This is a genomic window from Pseudomarimonas arenosa, assembly GCF_014841215.1.
GTDB lineage: Bacteria > Pseudomonadota > Gammaproteobacteria > Xanthomonadales > Xanthomonadaceae > Pseudomarimonas > Pseudomarimonas arenosa.
Genome location: NZ_JACYTR010000017.1, coordinates 51,227 through 71,161, shown reverse-complemented (window position 1 = coordinate 71,161; position 19,935 = coordinate 51,227). Strand labels below are relative to the sequence as shown.

Genomic DNA, 19,935 nt, shown 5'->3' with positions numbered 1-19,935 from the left:
GCGCTGCAACTGAAGTATCTGTTATGAGCAGCCAAGCACGCAGCAAGAAAGCCAAACAAGCGGCGGCGCAGGTCGTGGTGGTGGGCAGCTACAACCAGGACATGGTCTGGCAAGGCGCACGCTTTCCGCAGCCGGGCGAAACCCGCATGGGCCGGTTCTTTTCCGGCCCCGGTGGCAAGGGCTTCAATCAGGCCGTCGCGGCGGCCAGGCTTGCGGCACGCACCGGCTTCATTGCCGCCGTCGGTCGCGACCCCCTGGGTGATAACGCCGCCGCATTGGCGCGCAGCGAAAACATCGATGCCCGCTGGCAACTGTGCAGCGAGGCCACCGGCACCGCCGCAATCTGGCTTGACGGCGCTGGCCAGAACATGATCATCGTGGCGCCCGGCGCCAATGCCTTGCTGTCGCCGGCACAGGTGCTGGCGCAGCGCGAGTTGATCGAGCAGGCCAGGGTGCTGCTGACCCAACATGAAGTTCATCCGGTGGCCAGCCTGCGGGCGATCGAGGTGGCCCGCGCGGCCGGAGTGACCTGCATTCATAATCCGGCGCCCAGCAGCGACAGCCCGCAGGTGCGCGCCCTGCTGCAGGCCGCCGACATCATCACGCCGAACGAAACGGAGTTCTGCGATCTGCTGCGGCTGTTTGAGGTCGAGGTCAACGAACAGGCGCTGGCTGCGGCCGATGCCGCGCAATTGCATACCTGGTGCCGAATGCTGCCCACCGCCACCATCGCCCTCACCCTGGGCGCCGCCGGTGTGTTCGTATCGCAGGCCTCACCCGCAGGTGAAGATCCGCCGTTTTTCAGAACGCCCGCAGCCGCGGTCAATGTGGTCGATACCACCGGCGCCGGCGATGCTTTCAATGGTGGACTGGCCGCCAGTCTGGCCAGCGCCCCCGGGCGCAACCTGCAGCAGCACGTCGCATTCGCCGTGCAAGTGGCTGGTTGCGCCATCGAATCCAGCGGCGCGGCCCAGGCCATGCCCACCCTGGCCGAGGTGGAGCGGCGCTTCACTGGCTGAACGATTCACAAACTCACCACGTCCACAATTTCGAATTTTGCCGTCCATGGTGCAGCGATCACTTGCAAGCCAGACGTCCTGTCACCAATTCTGTTTCCAATGAGGAGCCCGCCCACGGGCAGCTCAGAACTCTAGATGGAGGATTCAACCCATGCGTCGCGTAGGCCTTTTCCTACTCACCAACCTTGCCGTCATCCTGGTCCTTGGGACAGTGCTGCGCCTGCTGGGCGTCGACCACTACCTGAATGCCCAGGGCGGGGCGCTGAACTACACCAACCTGCTGATCTTCGCAGCGGTGTTCGGCTTTGGCGGCGCCTTCATCTCGCTCGCCATGTCGAAGTGGATGGCCAAGCGCAGCACCGGCGCCGAAGTCATCACCCAGCCGCGCAATGCTACCGAGCAGTGGCTGTTCAGCACGGTGCAGCGCCAGGCGCAGATGGCCGGCATCAAGATGCCCGAAGTGGCGATCTACCACAGCCCGGATCCCAACGCCTTCGCCACCGGCATGAACAAGAATGCCGCCCTGGTGGCGGTCAGCACCGGCCTGTTGCAGAACATGGAGCGCGATGAGGTCGAAGCGGTTCTCGGCCACGAGATTGCCCACGTCGCCAATGGCGACATGGTGACCCTGGCCCTGGTGCAGGGCGTGGTCAATACCTTCGTGATCTTCCTGGCCCGCATCATCGGTCACACCGTCGATCGCGTGGTGTTCAAGAACGAGGATGGTCCTGGCATAGCCTACTGGGTGACCTCGATCGCCGCGGAGATTTTCCTCGGCGTTCTGGCTTCGATGGTCGTCGCCTGGGTCAGCCGCCAGCGCGAGTTCCGCGCCGACGCCGGTGGTGCGCAGTTCGCCGGTCGCGGCAAGATGATCGCTGCCCTGGAGCGACTGCGTTCGATGCAACCGCCGCCGCTGCCGGGTGAGCTGGCCGCCTTCGGCATCGCCGGCAAGAAGGACGGCCTGATGGCCCTGTTCGCTTCGCATCCGCCGCTGGAGCAGCGCATTGCCGCCCTGCGCCAGTAAGTGAACCCACGGCTGATGAAGCAAGGGCGCCGCGAGGCGCCCTTTTCATTTGCACACTCAGTCCACTGCATCCAGCCTGAGCACCGCTTCGCTGTGACCACTCTGCGCCGCCATGTCACGCGCGCGCCGACCATCATCGGCTTGCAGCTGTCGATCGGCGCCGCTGCGCAGCAGAGTGTCGATCATGGCCAGATTACCGTGCAAGGCGGCCGACATCAGGGCCGTGAAGCCGCCACCCTGCTGGATGTTGGGGTCGGCACCTGCCTCCAACAAAGCCTCTACGCCGGCGGTCTGTCGGCTGGCGGCGGCTGAATGCAAGGGCGTCATCGCCCCCGGCTGACGGGCCCGCTGGTTGGGATCGGCCCCCAGACTGAGCAGATGGTTCAGCACCGGTTGGCGGGCGAAGAAGGCGGCCAGATGCAACGGCTGAAAGCCGTCGCTGGACCAGGCCTGCAGCCGATTGGGGTCCGCTTGCAACAGCGGCCGCACGGCTTCCAACCGCCCCAGGGCAACCGCTTCGAACAGCGGCAGTGAGTCAACCTGTTCAGCCAGCAGGTCGGCAATCGCTGACTTGCCCTGATACAGGGCCAGCATCAGCACGCTGACTCCGGCACTAGTCTCGGACAGCGCCAGTTCCGGACTGCTCTTCAGCAACTCGCGAATCCCCTGCAGATCGCCGTCGGCAATCGCCTTCTCCACCGCGGCCGCATCCATCATCGCTCCTTGCGGGACCCTGCCCGCTCAAGCCAGCTCTTAACGCCTACGTCCACCACCCTCACTGGCCTGCAGGTCGCGCACCAACTCCGGACTCAAGCCAGGAATCTTGCTCCAATCGACGCTGTCGATCTGGTGCGCCGGAAGGAAGCGTTTGGCGTAACGCAGGTAGACCTTCTCGCGCAGGAACACTTCGAACAGATCGGGGTCGATGTGATGGTCCTGCTTCATCAGGGCGAGTATGCGAATGGCTTCTGACAGCGACTTGCCATCCTTGTACGGCCGGTCGCCGGCGGTCAGGGCTTCGAAGATATCGGCAATCCCCATCACCCGCGCCTGCACGCTCATCTGCTCACGGGTCAATCCACGCGGATAGCCCTTGCCATCCATGCGTTCGTGGTGGCCGCCGGCATATTCCGGCACCTTGGTCAAATGCTTCGGCCAGGGCAAGGCTTCGAGCATCTTGATCGTTACCACGATGTGGTGGTTGATGATGTCGCGCTCACGGCGGGTCAAGGTGCCCTTGCGGATGGTCAGATTTTCCCGCTCATCGGCATCGAGAAACTCGCGCTCTTCGCTACCGTACGGCGTCCAGCGCAGCTTGGCCGTGCTCTCGATTTCGGCGATCTTCGCGTCATCCATGAATTCGCCACCGATATTGCTGCTGCGCACCTGCTCGCGCCGCTGCAGCAGATCCTCAATGCGCGCCTGGCATTCCTGCTCGGTGATTTCTCCGCGCGCGGCGGCCAGCTGCTGATCGCGGATCAATACCTCGAAGCGGGTGTCGAGCATATGCACACGATCGAACAGGGTCTCCAGCTTGGTGCCCTTGTCGACCACGTGCACCGGCGTGGTGATCTTGCCGCAATCGTGCAGCAGGCCGGCGATCTTCAGCTCGTAGCGATCCTTCTCGCTCATGCTGAAGTCTGCCAGCGGCCCGCTGGTGATGCGATCGGCCGCTTCGGCGATCATCATGGTCAGCGCCGGCACGCGCTCGCAGTGACCGCCGGTATAAGGCGACTTCTCGTCGATAGCGGCATTGATCAGGCCAATCAGGCTCTCGAACAGCCGCTCCTGTTGCTCGATCAGCAAGCGGTTGGACAGTGCGATCGCCGCCTGTGAGGCCAGCGATTCGACCAGTTGCTGATCGGCATCGCTGAAGGCGGTGACCCGGCCTTCCGGGTCGAGCGCATTGATCAGCTGCAGAACCCCGATCACCTCGCCCTCGCCATTCTTCATCGGCACAGTAAGGAAGGAGGTCGAGCGATAACCGTTGTCGGCATCAAACTTGCGCGTACCTGCAAAGTCGAAACCGCTGGTGTTGTAGGCGTCGGCTACATTGACGGTTTCGCCGGACAGCGCGGCATAGGTCACCACCGTGCTGCGATTGGGCTCGCCGTTGCGGTCGTATAGCTCGATCGGCCGAAAATCGATCGGCTGACCACTGCGCCCGCCCATGTTGTATCCCAGGCTGTCGTTGCGCAGCACCTCGAAACGCAGCTTCTTCTGATCTTCCACTCGGTATAGGGTGCCGCCATCGGCGCGGGTCAGGCGCCGTGCCGATTCCAGAATGGTTTCCAGCAGACGGCGAATGTCGCGCTCCGACGACAGCGCCGCCCCGACTTCAATCAGCGTGTTAAGTCGCTGCAGGATATCGCTATCGCGCGTCATCGCGGCGCTCAAGCATCGGGAAACGCCACCACGCGATTGCGCCCCAGCCGTTTGGCTTCGTAAAGGGCAGAGTCGGCGCGGGCGTACAGGGTGTCGACCTTGGTGTCGGTCGCACGTACCGCGGCGACGCCAACGCTGGCGGTAAAGCTGATCGGTTCACCGTCTTCCAGCAACTGCATGGCGGCAATAGCGGTGCGCAGCCGCTCAGCGATCCGCATCGCCTCATCCTTGCCGGTATCTGGCAGCAGCAGGGCGAATTCTTCACCGCCGATGCGCCCGGCGTAGGCCCCATCAGGCAACTGATCCTGGATCAGCTTGCCGACGGCAGCCAAGGCATCGTCACCCGCGCCGAGGCTGAAGCGGTCGACCACATGTTTGAAATGATCAAGATCCAGGGCCACCATGCGCAGCCCATCGGGGCCGCGCTTGGGGTCGAAGGACTCTTCCATACGCTGGCGGAAACGGGCGCGCGACTCAATTCCAGTCAGCGAATCGACGCCGGAATCTTCGCGGTGACCATAGGGCAGCGGATTGTCCGGATTGGAGGGCGCCAGCAGCCGCGCATCGAGATCGCCCAGGCGTAGCATGTCGCCGTCGAACACCGGGCTGAGGGTGATCTGCAACCCATTGACCAGGGTCGGATTGGTCGCCCCGAGATCGGCCACCCAGTACCCGCCGCGCTTGCGGAATAGATGGCAGTGGCGTCGTGACACGCTGGCCTCGCCGAGGGTGATATCGACCTGACCGGTGCGACCGATCAATACCGAATCGGTCAGTGGAAAATTCTGGCCGGCCATACCACCGGCGACGATCGACAAACACCAGGGACGGGTTTCCGCCGCCATTGATGGCGTCATGACCCGCGATGTCATCTCAGTGAGGACCTTGCCTTTGACCGTTCCGTGTTCCACGGGTGCCCCCGATTCAGTGCTGTCCTTGATGTGCGCCGCGCTGGTTGCCGCCGTTGTCGTAGCGAGACGATTATGCACGCCCGCCATGGCAACGCGGCACTGCCGCTAGCGACAAGCCTACCGCTCTACGCGACAGTTTGCAGGATCACCTGCGTCACCGTGGCTCAAGCCACCGCATGCGCTAGGATTTGACCATGAGACGCGCTCAACCTCCCACTGCCGACGCCGCCCTGCGTCTCGATCAACAGGTTTGCTTCGCCCTGTACTCGACCAGCCTGGCCCTGCAGAAGGTCTACCGACCGCTGCTTGCCCCCCTCGGACTGACCTATCCGCAATACCTGGTCATGCTGGTGTTGTGGGAAGCCGACGGCCTCAGAGTCATTGATATTGGCGCCAGATTGCAGCTCGATTCCGCCACCCTGACGCCGCTGCTGAAGCGCCTGGAGGTGGCCGGATTGGTGTCGCGCCAACGGGCCGAGCATGACGCCCGCGAGGTACTGATCGAACTCACCGAGGCCGGGCGGGCCTTGAAGAGCCGTGCGCGGGATGTTCCAGCCGGGGTTTTGGCGGCATCGGGCTGCCCCGCCACTGAGTTGATCCAGTTGCGGCAAGAGCTTGAAAGCCTGCGGCAGCAGCTGAACCAACACCTCGGTCACCGCGCTGCCGCAGAAAATTAAATAGCGCGCGATTTATTTTTCCGCTAGACTGGCTCACCATGGATGTCCCGCCGCAGGACCGCGGCCTCACCTGAGGAGAATTCCCATGTCATTGGACAAAGTGCTGTACCGCGCCCATGCCACCGCCGTCGGCGGCCGCGAAGGTCGTGCCCACAGCTCGGACAACGCGCTCGACGTCAAGCTCAGCACGCCCAAGGAACTCGGCGGCCCGGGCGGCGACGGCACCAATCCGGAACAGCTGTTCGCCGCCGGTTATTCCGCCTGTTTCATCGGCGCGATGAAGGCGGTGGCCGGCAAGACCAAAATCAACCTGCCCGACGATGTGCAGATCAACGGCACCGTTGGCATCGGCCCGATCCGCCAAGGCGCGGCCTTCGGCATCGAAGTGGAATTGGAGATTTCGATCCCCGGCATGCCGCGCGAACAGGCCGAGGAACTGGTCGCCAAGGCACATCAGGTCTGCCCCTACTCCAACGCCACCCGCGGCAATATCGACGTCAAGTTGGTCGTCGCCTGATCAACTGCAGCCTCCTGAGCCGCAAACCCGGTTCGGGAGGCTTCGCTGGCGGGGCCTGCCGCAGTCGGCCAATCGAAGCCGAGCACTCAGGGTCCGTTCGAAGATGACTCGACCAAGACGCCCCGTCGATGCTCGCTTCGACAAGCTCAGCGAGCGGCTCGCGGCGTGTTGACCCGCCCCAAGCGCAAACGCTGGCTGAGCTCGTCGAAGCCAGCCAAACGAAGACAAGTTCTCAGATTCCGCGCAAAGCCGACTTGGTCGAGGCGCCGCGTTTATCTTGCGGTTGCAGATGATTCGCCCTGTCGATGCTCGCTTCGACAAGCTCAGCGAGCGGCTCGCGGCGTGTTGACCCGCCCCAAGCGCAAACGCTGGCTGAGCTCGTCGAAGCCAGCCAAACGAAGACAAGTTCTCAGATTCCGCGCAAAGCCGACTTGGTCGAGGCGCCGCGTTTATCTTGCGGTTGCAGATGATCGTCGAAGCCAGCCAAACGAAGACCGCACCTACACTTTCATTCGAGGATGTTTCGACCAGGGCGACCCTGAATCCTTGGCTCTTGACTCGCCAACTTGGCCCTGTCGATGCTCGCTTCCACGGACTCAGTGAGCGGTTCGCCTAGCCCGGATATTTCAATGAGGTCGCGACGAAAGAAAGCGCCCGCCTCAATCACTCCAATTCTGCAATAGCGCTCGCAGCAGGTCAGCGCGGCTGATCTGACCGATCACCCGGCCTTCCTCCAGCACCGGAAACCGCCTGAAGTGACTGTTAAGAAAGTGCCGGGCGGCATCGACCAGATCGAGGTCGGCTGGCAAGGTTTCAACCTCGGTGCTCATATAGTCGGCCACCGTGCCGCCCAGCTCCTGGTAGTAGCTGGCGTTCAGTACCGCTTTCAGGCAATCCTTGCTCGACAACACGCCGACCAGGCGCTGCGCCTGATCGAGAACCGGCGCGCCGGACAGTTGCTGTTCCAGCAGGATATGCATGGCCCGATTGATTTCCATGGTCGGGCTCAAGGTAACCAGGCGGGTGGCCATGTAATTGCGCACCTTGGGCGAGCGCGGCGACGTACTCATAACGACTCCTTGTGCTGCGTCCGCGGGCAGGCCTCACAGCGCAGCCGCGTGCAGCGAGCCCGGTCGGCACACCCCAGACTGGGCGTGCGACCGCGCCAGAGCAGACTGAAACCGAGCCCCGCCATGGCCAGCAACAGAACCAGCCAGCAGGCAAGAAACATCCAGATCCAGGTCGACATGATTCAGCGACTTCCAAAGTCGTCATTGAAAATGCGCTCAGGCTCAACCCCGAGCTGATCGAGCATGGCCAGCACCGCCTTGATCATCAAGGGCGGGCCGCACAGGTAGTACTCGCACTCCTCCGGCGCCGGATGCTGACGCAGGTAACGCTGACACAGCACCTCATGGATGAAGCCACGCGCCCCATCCCAATCATCGCCAGCGGCGGGATCGGACAGCGCCACCGTCCAGCGGAAATTACCGTACTCGGCGGCCAACGCATCGAACTGCTCGCGATAGAACAGTTCGATCTGGCTGCGCGCGCCATACCAGAACGAGATGCGCCGCTGACTATGCTGGGTCTGCAGCAGATCGGTGATCATCGCGCGCAGCGGCGCCATGCCAACGCCGCCGCCAATGAAGACCATCTCGCGTTCGCCAGGCTGCGCGGCAAAATCGCCAAACGGCCCGGATACCGGCACCCGGTCGCCCGGCTTGCGGGCAAACAACCAGGACGACACCCGACCAGGCAAGGCCTCGATGACATTCGGCGGCGGCAGCGCCAGACGCACCAGCAAGACCACCCGACGCCCGCCATCGGCCGGCACATTGGCCAGCGAATAGGCGCGACTGACCGGCGCCTCGCTTTGCGCCACCAGGTCGGCCAGCTGCAGTCGCTGCCAGATCGCCCGGTGTTCGACCGGAGGCTGCAGCTCGCTGAATGCCAGTCGGTAGCTCGGCGCCTCGACCATCACATAGCTTCCCGGGCGAAACGCAAAGCTAAGAGCATCCGGCAACTGCAAAACGATCTCGCGCATCAACGGTGCCAGCGCGGTGACCTGCAGCACCTCGCACTGCCATTGTTCGGCCTTCAGCAGAGCATCGTCGAGCTGGATCTCGAGATCCTCTCGCAGCAACAACTGACAGGCCAGGCGTTGCCCCTGCTTTAGCTCAGCGCGACTGAGCCGCGCACGCTCAGTCGGCAGCACCTCGCCACCGCCCTGCACCACCCGGGCCCGACACTGGCCGCAGGTGCCGCCGCCACCACAGGCCGCTGGCAACTTCAGACCGGCGGACTGCAATGCGCGCAGCAGGGTCTGACCCTGCACTGCCGGCACCGGCTCGGCTCCGCGCACATGCACGGTCAATGGCCGCGCCGGCATCAGCCACTTTCGCACCCACATGACGATCGCGGTCAAGCCCAGCACCAGCAGCAGGAAAAACACCAGCCCGAGACCAATCGCTCTCATTTCAACGCCAGCCCCGCGTAGCCGGTGAAGGCCATCGACATCAGCCCGATCACGATGAACGCAATGCCCAGGCCACGCAGGCCGCGCGGCACGTCGCTGTAGTGCATGCGCTCTCGCAAGGCGGCAAGACAGCACAGGGCCAGGGCCCAGCCCACGCCGCTGCCCAAGCCGAAGGCGATACTTTCGCCGAAGTCGTACTGCCGCTCGACCATGAACAGGCTGCCACCGAGAATTGCGCAATTCACCGTGATCAGCGGCAGGAAAATACCCAGGCTGCGGTGCAGCACCGGAAAGAAGCGCAGCAACACGATCTCCAGAATCTGCACCATGGCGGCGATCACGCCGATGAAGGCAATCAGGCGCAGAAAGCCCAGGTCGACGTCCTCCCAGCCGAGCCAGGCCCAGGCCCCCGCCCTCAGAAACGCATGGTGGATCATGTAGTTCAGTGGCACGCTCAGACCCTGCACCACGATCAGGGCCAGACCCAGGCCAACCGCCGTCTCCAGCCGCCTCGACGCGGCCAGAAAGGTGCACAAGCCGAGAAAGAACACCAGGGCCAGATTCTCGCGAAACAGCGCGCTGACGAAGACATCAAGCATCGTCGTCCTCCACACCCAGTTCCGCCAATCGCGGACGGAACTCCTCGCCCTCGACCTGCTGCGGCCAACGACTGCGCAATGCCCAGACCAGCAAGCCAAGCAGGAAGAAAGCGCTCGGCGCCAACAGCATCATCTTCAGCGGCTCAAACCAGCCGCCCTGTTCCACCAGGGGCAGCAACTGCACGCCGAGCAGTTGACCGGCCCCCAGCAGCTCGCGCAGCGCACCGATCAGGATCAGCATCAGGCTGTAGCCCAAGCCGTTGAGCAAGGCGTCCCACAGACTGGCAAGCAGGCCATGCTGACTGGCGAAGCCTTCGGCCCGCCCCATGACCAGACAGTTGGTGACGATCAAGGAGACGAAGATCGACAGGCGCTGACTCATGCTGTACCAGTAGGCCTGCAGGATCTGATCAACCACGATCACCAGCGAGGCAATCACCGTGATCTGAATGATAAGACGCACGTGATTGGGCAGGAAATGCCGAATCAGGCTGATCGCAGCACTGGAAGCCAGCAGCACCGCGCTGAGCGCGATGCTCATGGTGATGGCGGTGCTGAGCGAGGTGGTGACAGCCAGGGCCGAGCACAGGCCGAGCATCTGCACGGTGATCGGGTTGTCCTGAATCACCGGCGCAAAGCGCGCCCGCCAGCGGCGCCAACTCATGCTTCGTTCTCCTTAGCTAGCCGTTCAAGCAAGGGCCCGTAACCGTCAGGCCCCATCCAGAACTCGATCATCCGGCCGAGGGTGACGCTGCTGCGCGTGGCGCCGGCAATCGCGTCGACCTCGAAGGCCGGATTCTCGACCTGCTTGCGCACCGCAAAGCGCCACTCACCGGCGGCATTGCGCAACTGCCGATCGGCAAAGCGCGCCTGAAACGCCGGCTCAACGATGCGCGCGCCCAGTCCTGGGGTTTCACCCTGTTCGTGCACCTGCAGGGCGGCGATGGTATTGAGATCGGCCTGCAACACCAACAGCGCGTGCAGGGTGCTCTGATAACCGCGCCCGTAGATGGGTAGCACCAACAGTTCGAGCTGCCGCCCCTGACGCAGCAGCATGACCCTGCCCAGTGCCGGACGGCAGCCAATGCCGACCAGATCGCGCTCGCGCTCAAGCGGCCGACATTGCTGCCCCTGATCGGCCTCGGCGATCGCCTGACGCCAGTCGAAATCGATAGCGCTGGCCGGGTCGACCGCGGCACCGCTGTCCAGGTCGATCATCAAGGACTCCAGGCCGTCGGCACCGCTGGCCTGCAGCAGCTCGCTCATGCCTGGCAGCTCACTTAACATGGCGCTCATTCGCTGCTCGCGCTCGGCCGCGCGGTGCTGCTCCTGCAGTGGTCGCAGCTGCACGGCGGTGAACGAGACCAGGGCTGCACACAGACTGGCGATGCAGAACACGATCAGCAGGGTCTTGGCTGGGTGTTCGTTGGGCAAGGCGGCAAAGCGCTGCCAGAGGGCGCGCAGCTCAGTCATCGTTCTGCCTCCTTCGCTCGCGCCGCACCATCCACCACAGAGCACAACGATCCAGCAGGGGCGCGAACAGGGCGGCCAGCATCAGGGCAAATGCCAAGGCTGCCAGCGGCGCCGGCTCGCCGTAACCCGGCATCGGCAAGGCCAGCAACAGGCCGGCCAGCAATCCATGCGCGATGCGGCCGGGGCGCGTTGCCGCGCCGGCTACCGGATCGGTGAGCAGGAACAGCACCGCGAACCAGAACGGATCGTTCCACCCGGGCAACAGCCATTCCTGGCGAACGACACAGACCAGCAGCCAACCGGCGCTGGCAGCCAGCAGCAGGCGCCAGGAAATCAATCCTTGAAACAGTAGCAATAGAGCCCCCAGAGCAGCGGCCAAGGCCAGGCCAGACAGCGCGGGAGCAGGCAGCGGACCGTAGGCGAAAACCTGAAAGCCCACGGCCAGGACCACCGGATTCAGCAGATAGCGCCCGCGCCCACCAAACACCTGCTCGCCCAGCACGATGGCGAAACTGATGGCGATGAGAAACTGACCGAGGGGTATGTCCGGGCCGAGCAGGAGCAGCGCTCCAGCCACGGTCAAGCCGGCGTCGGGCAGCAGCGGACGCCCACGCAGTCGGGCGAAAGCGGCCTGCCAGGCCAGGCCCAGCGCGGCACCCAGCAGCAAGCGCAGCAGGGCCGCCATGCCGCCCTGCCACAGCGCCAGCAGCAGCAACGGCAGCAGGGCCAAGGCATTGACCGCCAGACTCGGCCAAACGCCCTGTTCAGGGCGCAACCAGAGGCGCGAGAATGGCTGCAGACGCAGATCCGGCGCGACGCTCATGACCCGGCCTCCCAGGCTTGCAAGGTGCGCCGCAACAGGGCGCCATAGCGCACTCCCGAGACGCAGACATGACTGAGCAGATCGAGATCTTCCTCCAGCAACTGCAAAGCACCGAGTTCCACCGCCCGCTCATCGTCGCCCACGCTCAGGGCGCGCAACAAGGGTGTGGCTGGCAGACCGAAGGGAAACACCGTGTCCAGCTGCTCCAGCGCCAGCATCGCGCCGATCGCGCTGCGCCGTCGCTGCGACCACCCGCGCCAGCCGGTAGCGTCGCTACGTGGCGGCGGCAAGACGCTGATCTGGTAGTGGCGCCGACCGAGGTAGCGGCCAAGCCGACCATGCAGGGGTGAGCCGCTGATGATGGCGGACGTCGTCGAGGCGGCCAGGGTCGGCGCCAGCTCGGCCAGATCGGCCGCCACTGGCAGGGCATAGATCGCCGGTTGACGCGCGTCTGCCCCGGCCACGGCGATCCAGCGCTGCGGCCATAGCCGCCCGTGCTCAAGCAGGTGACCGAGCGCAATGACCTCCTGATAGTGAATCTCCCAGACCTGGCGCCGACCGGCCGGCAGCAACTGATGCACATGGGTGCCCGGCAGGCCGGCCGGATGGCGACCAACGAAGCGCACCGGGGTGATCTGCGCGCCGGGCTCGATACAGGGCGTTTCCGCGGCCTGACAGACGAACACGGGACCGCTGCCGAGCAGACACAGCGCTTTCAGCCCACGCTCGAACTCGCTGCGATGAGGCTCGATGATCAGCAGCGGATCGGCGGCCAGGGGCTGGGTGTCAATGGCCTGCACGAACAGCGCCGCCGGTACCGCCTCGGGATCAGGGATGCCGCCGAATGGGCGCGCGCGCAGCGCGGGCCACAGTCCACTGGACTGCATCAGCTGGCGTAGACCGCTGGCACAGCTGGCATCGTCGGTGGCGAATTCGCGCGGCTCCAGACCGGCCTCGAGTTCGATCTCCAGTCGCTCGAGTCGACGCTGCGCACCCAGCTCAAGCACGCGCAGAGTGCCGCTGTGTGGCGCGGTAAAGCAGATCGCAGATCGACGCCGGTCGACCATCAGACAGTCACCGGCGCGAACCTGATCACCGGGCTTACGTGCAAGACGGGGCCGCAATCGGGCAAAGTCTGCCGCCTCCCAGCCCACCCGGCTGATCGCCGTCCCGCTGAGCAGACGCGGCGCAGGCGCTCCGGGCAGGTCAAAGCGCAAGCCGCCAGCCAGCCTGATACTGCGCATGCGCACGTCTGCACCCATCAGAACTGTTGCACCCAACTCAGGGTAATCACATTGACCTGATAATCCGGCTCGGCGAACCCCGGCAACAGTACATTGGCCAACTGATCCGGCGGCAAGCCACCATCGGTCGGATTCGACACCCGGTAGCGCTCATGCCACCAGGCCAGTTTCACTTCGGCACGCGGATTCAGCCGCCAGCGCAGTTCACTGCGCGCGCCAAGCAGATCATCGCGATAGTCGGGCAGCGGCGCGGCGGCCACCGCCGAACCGGCCTCGAACAGCAGCGCACTGCGACCATCGCCGTAGAGCAGATCAAACGAGGCGCTAAAGGCCCTGTCCGGGGGCCGCCAGTTCAGCTGCAAACCGCTGGTTTGCCAATGATCATCCATCACCACCGACCAGCGATTGGCCGGATCATTGATCTGATCGATGCGGGTGGCGCCGCCGCGGAAGGCATGGCCAGCCTGTTCGAACTGCCGTCGCTCATCGACCTGATACAGCGCCAGCTGCCAGTCCTGATTCGGCGCAAACTGCAGCTGGGTGTTGATCAGCCGACTGTCGGCATCGGTCAGACCGAGCGGAGAAGCGTAGTAATCGTCGCGGCTCCGATCTGCCTGCAGCGACAAGGTCCAGCGCTCGCTCCACTGCCAGCTCAGATTGGCACTGAAGCGCCAGCGTCGGCGGTCGGCCTGATGAAAACGCCGCAGCTGGGGATGATTCTCAAAGTCTCCGACCAGAGTGTCGATGAACTCGGGTGTGTAGGCGGCCAGGAACGGGCGGTTGCCGATATAGGTCGAGCCGTCGCGGTCGCTATGCTCGGTCTTGAGAGCGAACGATCCGCGCTGTCCCAGGCGCTGCCGGTACTGCAACTGCAGCCGATCCTCGCGCGCCTGCAGTCGCTCGGCCTGTTCGCGCTCGATCTCGCTGCGCTGCCAGCCAAAGCGCCAGCTACCGGCAGCCGCGCTGCGATAGCCAGCATCGAACTCGATCAGCTGCTGGGCGTAACTATACGGTTCGTTGAAGCGCCGTCGCCCGCTGCTGGCGGCAGCGTCCTGCAGCATGGAATCACCGCCGATGTAGACGAATTGCGCGTGCGGGCTCTGATTGTCGCGCTCATCATCGCGCCAGCGCAGCGCCCAGTCGAGACCGTTGTCGAGGCGCTGAGACAAGCGCAGTTGCAGGCGTCGAGTGTCGACCCGGCCGTCGAGCGAACTGCGTGGCAGCGCCTCGACCACGCTGGCCGCCTGCTGCGGATTGATCGTATAGGGCAAGAAGGCTTCATCCTGCGTGCCGCGACCTAACGACAGGTCAGCGGCCAGACGCAAGCCATTTCGCCAGCTTTGTGCAAACGCCATGCTAAGCTGGTGGAACTGATTGTCCGGATCGCGGGCGATCTGCCCCTGACCGGTGGGATAGCCGGCACTCGGGTGCCAGCCGCTGATCGCGCTGTACGGGTTCTGCCAGCGAATGGCTTCGACCTGGTTGTCGAACAGTGACAGCAGATAGCCCAGGCTGAACTGACGCTGCGTATCGGCATAGCGCAGCGCCCACTCGACTTCACGGCTCCGCTCATCAACCGGCGTGGGCAGAAAGGCCACCCGCGGCGTACCACCGCTATTGCCAATGGTGCCGGCCAACACGGTCAGCCCCTGTTTGCGCTGCTCACGTAGTTCAACCGTGGTATCCCAGCGGATCGACAACCAGCCCTGCAGACCGAGCAGCCCAACACGACGTTCAGTCTTCGGACTGAAGCGTGCCAGCGAGCCGGGCAGCTGGCTGAATCCCGCGCTGCTGGCGCCCGGCTGCCAGTTGCCCGGCAGCCCGAGATCGGAACTGCCGACGCCGCGAAACGGCGTGAAGCCATGCTCGCTGAGATAGACCGGCAGTTCGACATAGCTCAGCCAGACCCGGTAGCGGCCCGGGCGCTGCGCGTCCAGCTCCACGCTGCGCGCCTCAAGCCCGAGCTGTCTCGCGTGCAGTCGCAGATCCGCCTGGTCGGGATGCGAGGCAGCGCGCCACCAGTCGAGATTGAGCACGCCGTAGCCGCCCTGCTCGGACAGGTCGTTGTAGCGGCCAAAGCGCAGCGAATCGGCATCGACATACCCCAGCCCCAGCTCCAGCCTGAACATATCGTTCGATTGCGAATAGGCAGCGCCACTGGCTAGCATGGCCACGGCGAGCAAGCAGCAGGGACGCTTCGACGAGCAGAGCCAGCGCATGGCGAATCCTCCGTCAGCGAGTCAGGCGCGAACCCGAGGGATGATTGCTGCCATGCACCTGCGGATGACAGTTCATGCAATTACGCGCCAGCAGCGACTGCGCGCCCGATGGTCGCGTGTCGGTGGGCAGACCGGTACCGCTGTACAAGGCACTGGGATGGAACTGAGCCAGATGGCATTGCTGGCATAGCCAGGGCGCGCGAGCGGTCAGCAGCGCCGGATGCGGTGAACCATGTGGCCGATGGCACTGGCCGCAGTCCTCACTGGCCGGCGGGTGCTCCCACAAAAAAGGGCCACGCTTGTCGGCGTGGCAGCGAAGACAGCTGTCGTTGGCCAGCCCCAGCACCGCGGTGCCGGAGGCCGATTCGCCATGTGGATTGTGACAATCACTGCAGGACATCTGGCCGTCGCGCAAGGGATGCGCCGAGGCAAAGTGCAACTCGGCGCCTTGTTGCAGATGGCAGCGGGTGCAGGCCTGCACCGCTGCCTGTTTGTCTGCAGCCGCATCTGGCTTGGCCTGATGGATGCGGTGACAATCGACGCACTTCAGTTCGGCCTTTTCATGCGGGCTGCCCGGCCAGTGCATCTGCTCGCGACCCTGATGACAGCCAAGACAGGGCGCGTTCTGCTGCTCGACCGGAGAGGCATGCGGAGCATCGCCGAACTGCACGTCCGCCCCCCGCTCGCCCTTGCCCGGGCCCTGCAAGTGCTTGTTGCTGGCACCGTGACAAGTGACGCAGCCCGGCGCCGGCGGCCCGGTGCCCTCCTCTCGCGAGCGGTGTGGCGAGGCCTGCAAGGCCTCGACCGCGGCTGCGCTCAAGCCACGGTGACAGGCCAGACAAGTGGCATCGGCCTCAGCCGCCGCCGCGCTGCCCACGCCCATCGTCGCCAAGCATAGCCACAACAGTGCGGTCATTCTCATCGGACCTCCCGTACTGCTCAGGAAAGAGGTCTCAGTGTAGCCATCGCGTCGGCCGAACTCTTGAGCTCGATCAAGTTTGCCTGCTGGGCCTTGCACAGATCCTGCTCTCCAGGTTCGCACCTGGGGGGCCTTCGTTCCACAGAACCCGATGGATCAGCCATCCTGACCGCAACGCTCGCACACCGAGCGCACGTCGCGGAACCGATTGGTGAGGCGGTTCAAGGGGGGCGCGCCACCTCCGGTGTACAGCGCCGAGCCACGCAGCCAAGCTCGGGGGAAAGGCGCGTATGTTTGAGCACATGGATGTGCGCGTATGCGGGCGAGCAAAAAAGGTGGGGAGACCTCAGGTCGAGACCTACATTTGACTACCTCGCTCCGTAGCGGAGCACGCCACTGCCTTTGATTTCCTCAACAACCGGGAAACCTCAGGCCTTGAAGCGCCGCGCCAACACCATCAGTCATGCTTGGCCGATTCGCCATCCGCCGCCGACTCGGCGGCCGGCGCAGCACCTGCCCCCTGCTGCGCGGCTGGCGTTTCCGCTGAGGCTGACTTTTCTGCCGCCGGCTGGGCAACCGCGACCGGCTGCAGCAGCCGCTGCCAGCCCTGACTCAGCTGGCGAAACTCCTCTTCGCAGCCGACTGCCCGACTGGCGGGCAGTGCCCAGTCCTCCATCACCTGCTGTTTTCGCTTGGCATTGCCGCCAGCCAGCCAACAGACCAGGTTGTAGTAGCGCTGCGCATCGCTGGCATGGGCACCGGCCGGGTCGTCCAGGGTCATGCCGGCAGCAAAGGCAGCGGCGGCGCTGAGCACGGCCAGATCGCCGTCCTTGCCATCCACCAGCAACCAGACTGCAAACTGATCGACCGCGGTTTCCTCATTGCCGATCATTGGCAGACTGCGCACTGCCACCACCGCGTGTCCCACTTCGTGCAGGGCAACGAAGCTCAGCACCCCCTTTAACGCATGGGTCAACTGTGCCTCATCTTCAACTTGCTGTGCCAGCAAGTCGGCAATTTGATCGAACAGCTCGAAGCACAACCGCACCTCACGCTGATCGGGCAGAAAGTAAGCATTGGCCTCACCGCACTCAGCAAAGCGCAATGCCACCGACTGCGGCAGCTCAATGCGTTGGTTAAGTCGCTGCACCACATCAGCCAGCACGCTGCCACCGGCCATCTGCTCGGCCAGCCCGCGATAGGCATCGCTGGACACCAGCGGCGAGCGCTCGACGAAGGATTTGCGTGGCGTGGGCGGCTTGCCAGCAGGCTTGCTCGGCTTGGCCTGAGGCTCGGGCTGCGACTCCGGGACCGCCAGCGGCTCGGTCGCGGTTGCGATCGGCGAATCCGGCTGGCCGACTGGCGCGACCACAGCTGGCCTGGTATCCGCGCTCTTGCCGCCCGGATCTTCACTGCCGGCGGCGGCCTCAACCAGGCACAGTGCCAGTGCCAGTGCCAGTGCCAAGCTGATCGCGAAAGGTGTCCGTGGCTGTCCGTTCAGCTGCATTCGTTGCCTCCCGCCCGAGCTTCTTCGATACTGCCGCGCCGCGCCGGCCAGCGCGAGCCCTGATCTTGCCGCCCCGGTAGACTACCTGCGATGAACATCGGCCCCTATCGTATCGATCCGCCGCTGGTGCTGGCCCCGATGGCCGGGGTCACCGACAAGCCGTTTCGCCTGTTGTGCAAGCGGCTGGGCGCCGGCTATGCGGTGTCGGAGATGACCACTGCCGATCCGCGGCTGTGGAAAACGCGCAAGAGTCAGTGGCGGATGGATCACGCCGGCGAGCCCGAACCGATCGGGGTGCAGATCGCCGGCGCCGATCCTGCGGTCTTGGCCGAAGCGGCACGGTTCAATGTCGAGCACGGCGCGCAGATCATCGATATCAATATGGGCTGCCCGGCAAAGAAGGTCTGCAATGTCTGGGCCGGGTCTGCGCTGCTGCAGGATGAAGCCCTGGTCGGGCGAATCTGCCGTGCCGTGGTACAGGCAGTCGAGGTGCCGGTGACCTTGAAGATCCGCATCGGCTGGAATCGCGACAACAAGAATGGCCTGGCCATTGCCAGAATTGCCGAGGACAGCGGCGTCGCCGCGCTGGCCGTGCATGGACGTACCCGCGATCAGCAGTACAGCGGCGAGGCCGAGTACGACACCATCGCTGCGATCAAGCAAGCGCTCAGCATTCCGGTGCTGGCCAATGGCGATATCGTCGGCCCTGAGAAGGCCGCTGAGGTGCTGCGCCAGACCGGCGCTGACGCCCTGATGATCGGCCGTGGCGCCCAGGGCCGGCCGTGGATCTTCCGCGAGATTGCCCACTATCTGGCGACCGGCGAGCAGTTGCCGGAACCGTCCGCGGCCGAGGTCGGCGCCCTCCTGCTAGGTCATCTGGACGCCCTGTACGCCTTCTACGGCGAGCAGCACGGGGTGCGCATCGCGCGCAAGCACCTCGGCTGGTACGCCAAGGAGCGACCGCAGAACGCTGCGTTCCGGCAGGTGGTGAACCGAGCCGAGAATGCCGCCGAGCAACGCCAGCTGACCGCCGAGTATTTCGAGCACTTGATTGCCGGCGCCGGCTACAGCGAAGATCGCCGCGCCGCCTGAGCGGCTCACTGGAATTTCACACTTGAAACTCGCCGCCCCCTCGCGCATCGCCATGCTGCGCACTTTTTCACTGTGCGCCCTGCTCCTGCTCGGCGCTGGCTGCAAGACCCTCTCGATTGCCGATAAGGATCTGCTGCCGAAGACCCCCGACCCCACCGACGCACCAACCATCGAGACCAGCCTGGCCGGCCAGGACTTTCAGCTGCGGATCCACCAGATCAGCGCTCACGACGGCACCCTGCTGCACGCCGCCCAGGTGATCCGCGACCCGAGCTTTCCGACCGTGCTGTACTTCGGTGGCAATGTCAGTCGGGTCAGCCGCGAGTTGCCGATGCTGGTCAAGGAAACCGCTGACATGCAGGTCAACCTGCTGATGACCGACCATCGCGGCAATGGCCGCTCAGCGGGGACTGCGAGCCTGCTGGCCCACTATCACGACGGTCTCGCCGCCTACGACTTCGCCCGCCATGAGCTCGGCATCGCGGCGGAACAGCTGGTCGTGCATGGCATGTCGATGGGCAGCATGAAGGCCAGCTATGTAGCCTTGCATCGACCAGTGGCCGGTCTGGTGCTGGAGGGCAGCGCCACCACCTCGGAGCAGTGGGCTGACACCATCATGCCCTGGTATGCCAAGCCCTTCGTGCGCATCGAGCTGGCCGAGTCGCTGCGCGGCCAGGGCGCCTTGTATGCGGTCAAGCATCAGAGTGCCCCGCTGCTGGTGATTGTCGGCAGCAAGGACACGCAAACCAAGCCAGTGCTGTCGCAGCGACTGTATGAAGCAGCCCGGCAAGCCGGTTACTCAGCGGAACTCCTGGTGGTGAAGGGCGCCGGCCATGGCAATGCCCTGGGCTTTGCCGATGCCCAGCAGAGCTACTCGCGCTGGCTCAATGCGGTCTTGGGTCGACCGGCCAAGCTGGCAGCCCAGCACTGAGGCGTTAAGCACCGGGCCGGCCTGGATCGGGTCGGCCCCGATGACGGATGCAGCGCGCCGCTGGTCGGCGCCATTACTTGCCCGGCGCAATAGAATGGCAGCCCGGCCAGCGGTCT

At 64.6% G+C, this 19,935-nt stretch carries 20 protein-coding genes; 6 read left to right on the top strand and 14 right to left on the bottom strand.

The annotated features are described in order from the left end of the window. The first annotated feature begins 23 nt into the window (after positions 1 to 23). Positions 24 to 1,019: a ribokinase gene (locus IFO71_RS10315; RefSeq protein WP_192029551.1), complete on the top strand. Its 996-nt coding sequence runs from the start codon at positions 24 to 26 to the stop codon at positions 1,017 to 1,019. 151 nt (positions 1,020 to 1,170) lie between these two features. After that, positions 1,171 to 2,043: a protease HtpX gene (gene htpX, locus IFO71_RS10310; RefSeq protein ID WP_192029550.1), complete on the top strand. Its 873-nt coding sequence runs from the start codon at positions 1,171 to 1,173 to the stop codon at positions 2,041 to 2,043. Between the two features lie 57 nt (positions 2,044 to 2,100). Here the strand turns inward: htpX and IFO71_RS10305 are convergent, their stop codons facing one another. From IFO71_RS10305 to IFO71_RS10295, 3 genes are read right to left on the bottom strand one after another with little or no spacing between them, the layout of a single operon-like run. Further along, positions 2,101 to 2,757, bottom strand: coding sequence for an ankyrin repeat domain-containing protein (locus IFO71_RS10305; protein ID WP_192029549.1), 657 nt, complete (start codon positions 2,755 to 2,757; stop codon positions 2,101 to 2,103). A 39-nt stretch (positions 2,758 to 2,796) separates the two neighbouring features. Next, positions 2,797 to 4,428, bottom strand: coding sequence for a GAF and HD-GYP domain-containing protein (locus IFO71_RS10300; protein ID WP_192029548.1), 1,632 nt, complete (start codon positions 4,426 to 4,428; stop codon positions 2,797 to 2,799). Positions 4,429 to 4,436: 8 nt separating this feature from the next. Then, the gene (locus IFO71_RS10295) at positions 4,437 to 5,285 is read right to left on the bottom strand and encodes a GGDEF domain-containing protein (RefSeq protein ID WP_192029547.1); all 849 of its coding nucleotides are present in this window, start codon (positions 5,283 to 5,285) and stop codon (positions 4,437 to 4,439) included. 248 nt (positions 5,286 to 5,533) lie between these two features. Between IFO71_RS10295 and IFO71_RS10290 the strand changes: the two genes are divergently transcribed. Together IFO71_RS10290 and IFO71_RS10285 are read left to right on the top strand one after the other, a co-directional pair. Next, entirely contained in the window at positions 5,534 to 6,016 is a 483-nt protein-coding gene (locus tag IFO71_RS10290; RefSeq protein WP_192029546.1) for a MarR family winged helix-turn-helix transcriptional regulator, read from the top strand. Positions 6,017 to 6,101: 85 nt separating this feature from the next. Continuing rightward, positions 6,102 to 6,533: an organic hydroperoxide resistance protein gene (locus tag IFO71_RS10285; protein WP_192029545.1), complete on the top strand. Its 432-nt coding sequence runs from the start codon at positions 6,102 to 6,104 to the stop codon at positions 6,531 to 6,533. A 659-nt stretch (positions 6,534 to 7,192) separates the two neighbouring features. Here the strand turns inward: IFO71_RS10285 and IFO71_RS10280 are convergent. The 11 genes from IFO71_RS10280 to IFO71_RS10230 form a co-directional block, all read right to left on the bottom strand. Then, complete coding sequence (locus tag IFO71_RS10280; protein ID WP_192029544.1) at positions 7,193 to 7,603, bottom strand: CBS domain-containing protein; 411 nt, start codon at positions 7,601 to 7,603, stop codon at positions 7,193 to 7,195. Then, positions 7,600 to 7,782, bottom strand: a complete 183-nt coding sequence (locus tag IFO71_RS10275) for a hypothetical protein (RefSeq protein WP_192029543.1) — start codon at positions 7,780 to 7,782, stop codon at positions 7,600 to 7,602. Before IFO71_RS10275 ends, IFO71_RS10280 begins: the two co-directional genes overlap by 4 nt. A gap of 3 nt (positions 7,783 to 7,785) precedes the next feature. After that, positions 7,786 to 9,012: an NADH:ubiquinone reductase (Na(+)-transporting) subunit F gene (gene nqrF, locus IFO71_RS10270; RefSeq protein ID WP_192029542.1), complete on the bottom strand. Its 1,227-nt coding sequence runs from the start codon at positions 9,010 to 9,012 to the stop codon at positions 7,786 to 7,788. Then, the gene (nqrE, locus tag IFO71_RS10265; protein ID WP_192029541.1) at positions 9,009 to 9,611 is read right to left on the bottom strand and encodes an NADH:ubiquinone reductase (Na(+)-transporting) subunit E; all 603 of its coding nucleotides are present in this window, start codon (positions 9,609 to 9,611) and stop codon (positions 9,009 to 9,011) included. Before nqrE ends, nqrF begins: the two co-directional genes overlap by 4 nt. Then, positions 9,604 to 10,275 (bottom strand): NADH:ubiquinone reductase (Na(+)-transporting) subunit D, encoded by a 672-nt coding sequence (locus IFO71_RS10260; protein WP_192029540.1) that lies wholly within the window; start codon positions 10,273 to 10,275, stop codon positions 9,604 to 9,606. Before IFO71_RS10260 ends, nqrE begins: the two co-directional genes overlap by 8 nt. Next, a complete protein-coding gene (locus tag IFO71_RS10255) occupies positions 10,272 to 11,084 on the bottom strand; it encodes an FMN-binding protein (RefSeq protein WP_192029539.1) in 813 nt (270 codons plus the stop codon). The genes IFO71_RS10260 and IFO71_RS10255 overlap by 4 nt, the downstream gene beginning before the upstream one ends. After that, complete coding sequence (locus IFO71_RS10250) at positions 11,077 to 11,907, bottom strand: RnfABCDGE type electron transport complex subunit D (protein WP_192029538.1); 831 nt, start codon at positions 11,905 to 11,907, stop codon at positions 11,077 to 11,079. Before IFO71_RS10250 ends, IFO71_RS10255 begins: the two co-directional genes overlap by 8 nt. After that, positions 11,904 to 13,151, bottom strand: coding sequence for a hypothetical protein (locus IFO71_RS10245; protein ID WP_192029537.1), 1,248 nt, complete (start codon positions 13,149 to 13,151; stop codon positions 11,904 to 11,906). Before IFO71_RS10245 ends, IFO71_RS10250 begins: the two co-directional genes overlap by 4 nt. A gap of 17 nt (positions 13,152 to 13,168) precedes the next feature. Beyond that, positions 13,169 to 15,370 (bottom strand): MtrB/PioB family decaheme-associated outer membrane protein, encoded by a 2,202-nt coding sequence (locus tag IFO71_RS10240; RefSeq protein WP_192029536.1) that lies wholly within the window; start codon positions 15,368 to 15,370, stop codon positions 13,169 to 13,171. A gap of 13 nt (positions 15,371 to 15,383) precedes the next feature. Continuing rightward, positions 15,384 to 16,292 carry a DmsE family decaheme c-type cytochrome gene (locus tag IFO71_RS10235; RefSeq protein WP_192029535.1) on the bottom strand — a complete coding sequence of 303 codons (909 nt, stop codon included), beginning with the start codon at positions 16,290 to 16,292 and terminating at the stop codon, positions 15,384 to 15,386. A 454-nt stretch (positions 16,293 to 16,746) separates the two neighbouring features. Next, positions 16,747 to 17,796, bottom strand: coding sequence for a DUF4344 domain-containing metallopeptidase (locus tag IFO71_RS10230; protein WP_192029534.1), 1,050 nt, complete (start codon positions 17,794 to 17,796; stop codon positions 16,747 to 16,749). A gap of 90 nt (positions 17,797 to 17,886) precedes the next feature. On the opposite strand from IFO71_RS10230, the gene dusB reads away from it, so the two are divergent. Then, positions 17,887 to 18,888 carry a tRNA dihydrouridine synthase DusB gene (dusB, locus tag IFO71_RS10225; RefSeq protein WP_192029533.1) on the top strand — a complete coding sequence of 334 codons (1,002 nt, stop codon included), beginning with the start codon at positions 17,887 to 17,889 and terminating at the stop codon, positions 18,886 to 18,888. Positions 18,889 to 18,910: 22 nt separating this feature from the next. Beyond that, positions 18,911 to 19,819 carry an alpha/beta hydrolase gene (locus IFO71_RS10220; protein WP_192029532.1) on the top strand — a complete coding sequence of 303 codons (909 nt, stop codon included), beginning with the start codon at positions 18,911 to 18,913 and terminating at the stop codon, positions 19,817 to 19,819. The last annotated feature ends 116 nt before the right edge of the window (positions 19,820 to 19,935 follow it).

Excerpts from the sequence above, each read along its gene's own strand:
- IFO71_RS10230 (WP_192029534.1), bottom strand. The coding sequence starts at position 17,796 with ATGCAGCTGAACGGACAGCCACGGACACCTTTCGCGATCAGCTTGGCA.
- IFO71_RS10305 (WP_192029549.1), bottom strand. The coding sequence starts at position 2,757 with ATGGATGCGGCCGCGGTGGAGAAGGCGATTGCCGACGGCGATCTGCAG.
- nqrE (WP_192029541.1), bottom strand. The coding sequence starts at position 9,611 with ATGCTTGATGTCTTCGTCAGCGCGCTGTTTCGCGAGAATCTGGCCCTG.
- IFO71_RS10245 (WP_192029537.1), bottom strand. The coding sequence starts at position 13,151 with ATGCGCAGTATCAGGCTGGCTGGCGGCTTGCGCTTTGACCTGCCCGGA.
- nqrF (WP_192029542.1), bottom strand. The coding sequence starts at position 9,012 with ATGAGAGCGATTGGTCTCGGGCTGGTGTTTTTCCTGCTGCTGGTGCTG.
- IFO71_RS10235 (WP_192029535.1), bottom strand. The coding sequence starts at position 16,292 with ATGAGAATGACCGCACTGTTGTGGCTATGCTTGGCGACGATGGGCGTG.
- IFO71_RS10250 (WP_192029538.1), bottom strand. The coding sequence starts at position 11,907 with ATGAGCGTCGCGCCGGATCTGCGTCTGCAGCCATTCTCGCGCCTCTGG.
- IFO71_RS10240 (WP_192029536.1), bottom strand. The coding sequence starts at position 15,370 with ATGCGCTGGCTCTGCTCGTCGAAGCGTCCCTGCTGCTTGCTCGCCGTG.
- htpX (WP_192029550.1), top strand. The coding sequence starts at position 1,171 with ATGCGTCGCGTAGGCCTTTTCCTACTCACCAACCTTGCCGTCATCCTG.
- IFO71_RS10315 (WP_192029551.1), top strand. The coding sequence starts at position 24 with ATGAGCAGCCAAGCACGCAGCAAGAAAGCCAAACAAGCGGCGGCGCAG.
- IFO71_RS10290 (WP_192029546.1), top strand. The coding sequence starts at position 5,534 with ATGAGACGCGCTCAACCTCCCACTGCCGACGCCGCCCTGCGTCTCGAT.
- IFO71_RS10260 (WP_192029540.1), bottom strand. The coding sequence starts at position 10,275 with ATGAGTTGGCGCCGCTGGCGGGCGCGCTTTGCGCCGGTGATTCAGGAC.
- dusB (WP_192029533.1), top strand. The coding sequence starts at position 17,887 with ATGAACATCGGCCCCTATCGTATCGATCCGCCGCTGGTGCTGGCCCCG.
- IFO71_RS10255 (WP_192029539.1), bottom strand. The coding sequence starts at position 11,084 with ATGACTGAGCTGCGCGCCCTCTGGCAGCGCTTTGCCGCCTTGCCCAAC.
- IFO71_RS10295 (WP_192029547.1), bottom strand. The coding sequence starts at position 5,285 with ATGACGCCATCAATGGCGGCGGAAACCCGTCCCTGGTGTTTGTCGATC.
- IFO71_RS10285 (WP_192029545.1), top strand. The coding sequence starts at position 6,102 with ATGTCATTGGACAAAGTGCTGTACCGCGCCCATGCCACCGCCGTCGGC.
- IFO71_RS10300 (WP_192029548.1), bottom strand. The coding sequence starts at position 4,428 with ATGACGCGCGATAGCGATATCCTGCAGCGACTTAACACGCTGATTGAA.
- IFO71_RS10275 (WP_192029543.1), bottom strand. The coding sequence starts at position 7,782 with ATGTCGACCTGGATCTGGATGTTTCTTGCCTGCTGGCTGGTTCTGTTG.
- IFO71_RS10280 (WP_192029544.1), bottom strand. The coding sequence starts at position 7,603 with ATGAGTACGTCGCCGCGCTCGCCCAAGGTGCGCAATTACATGGCCACC.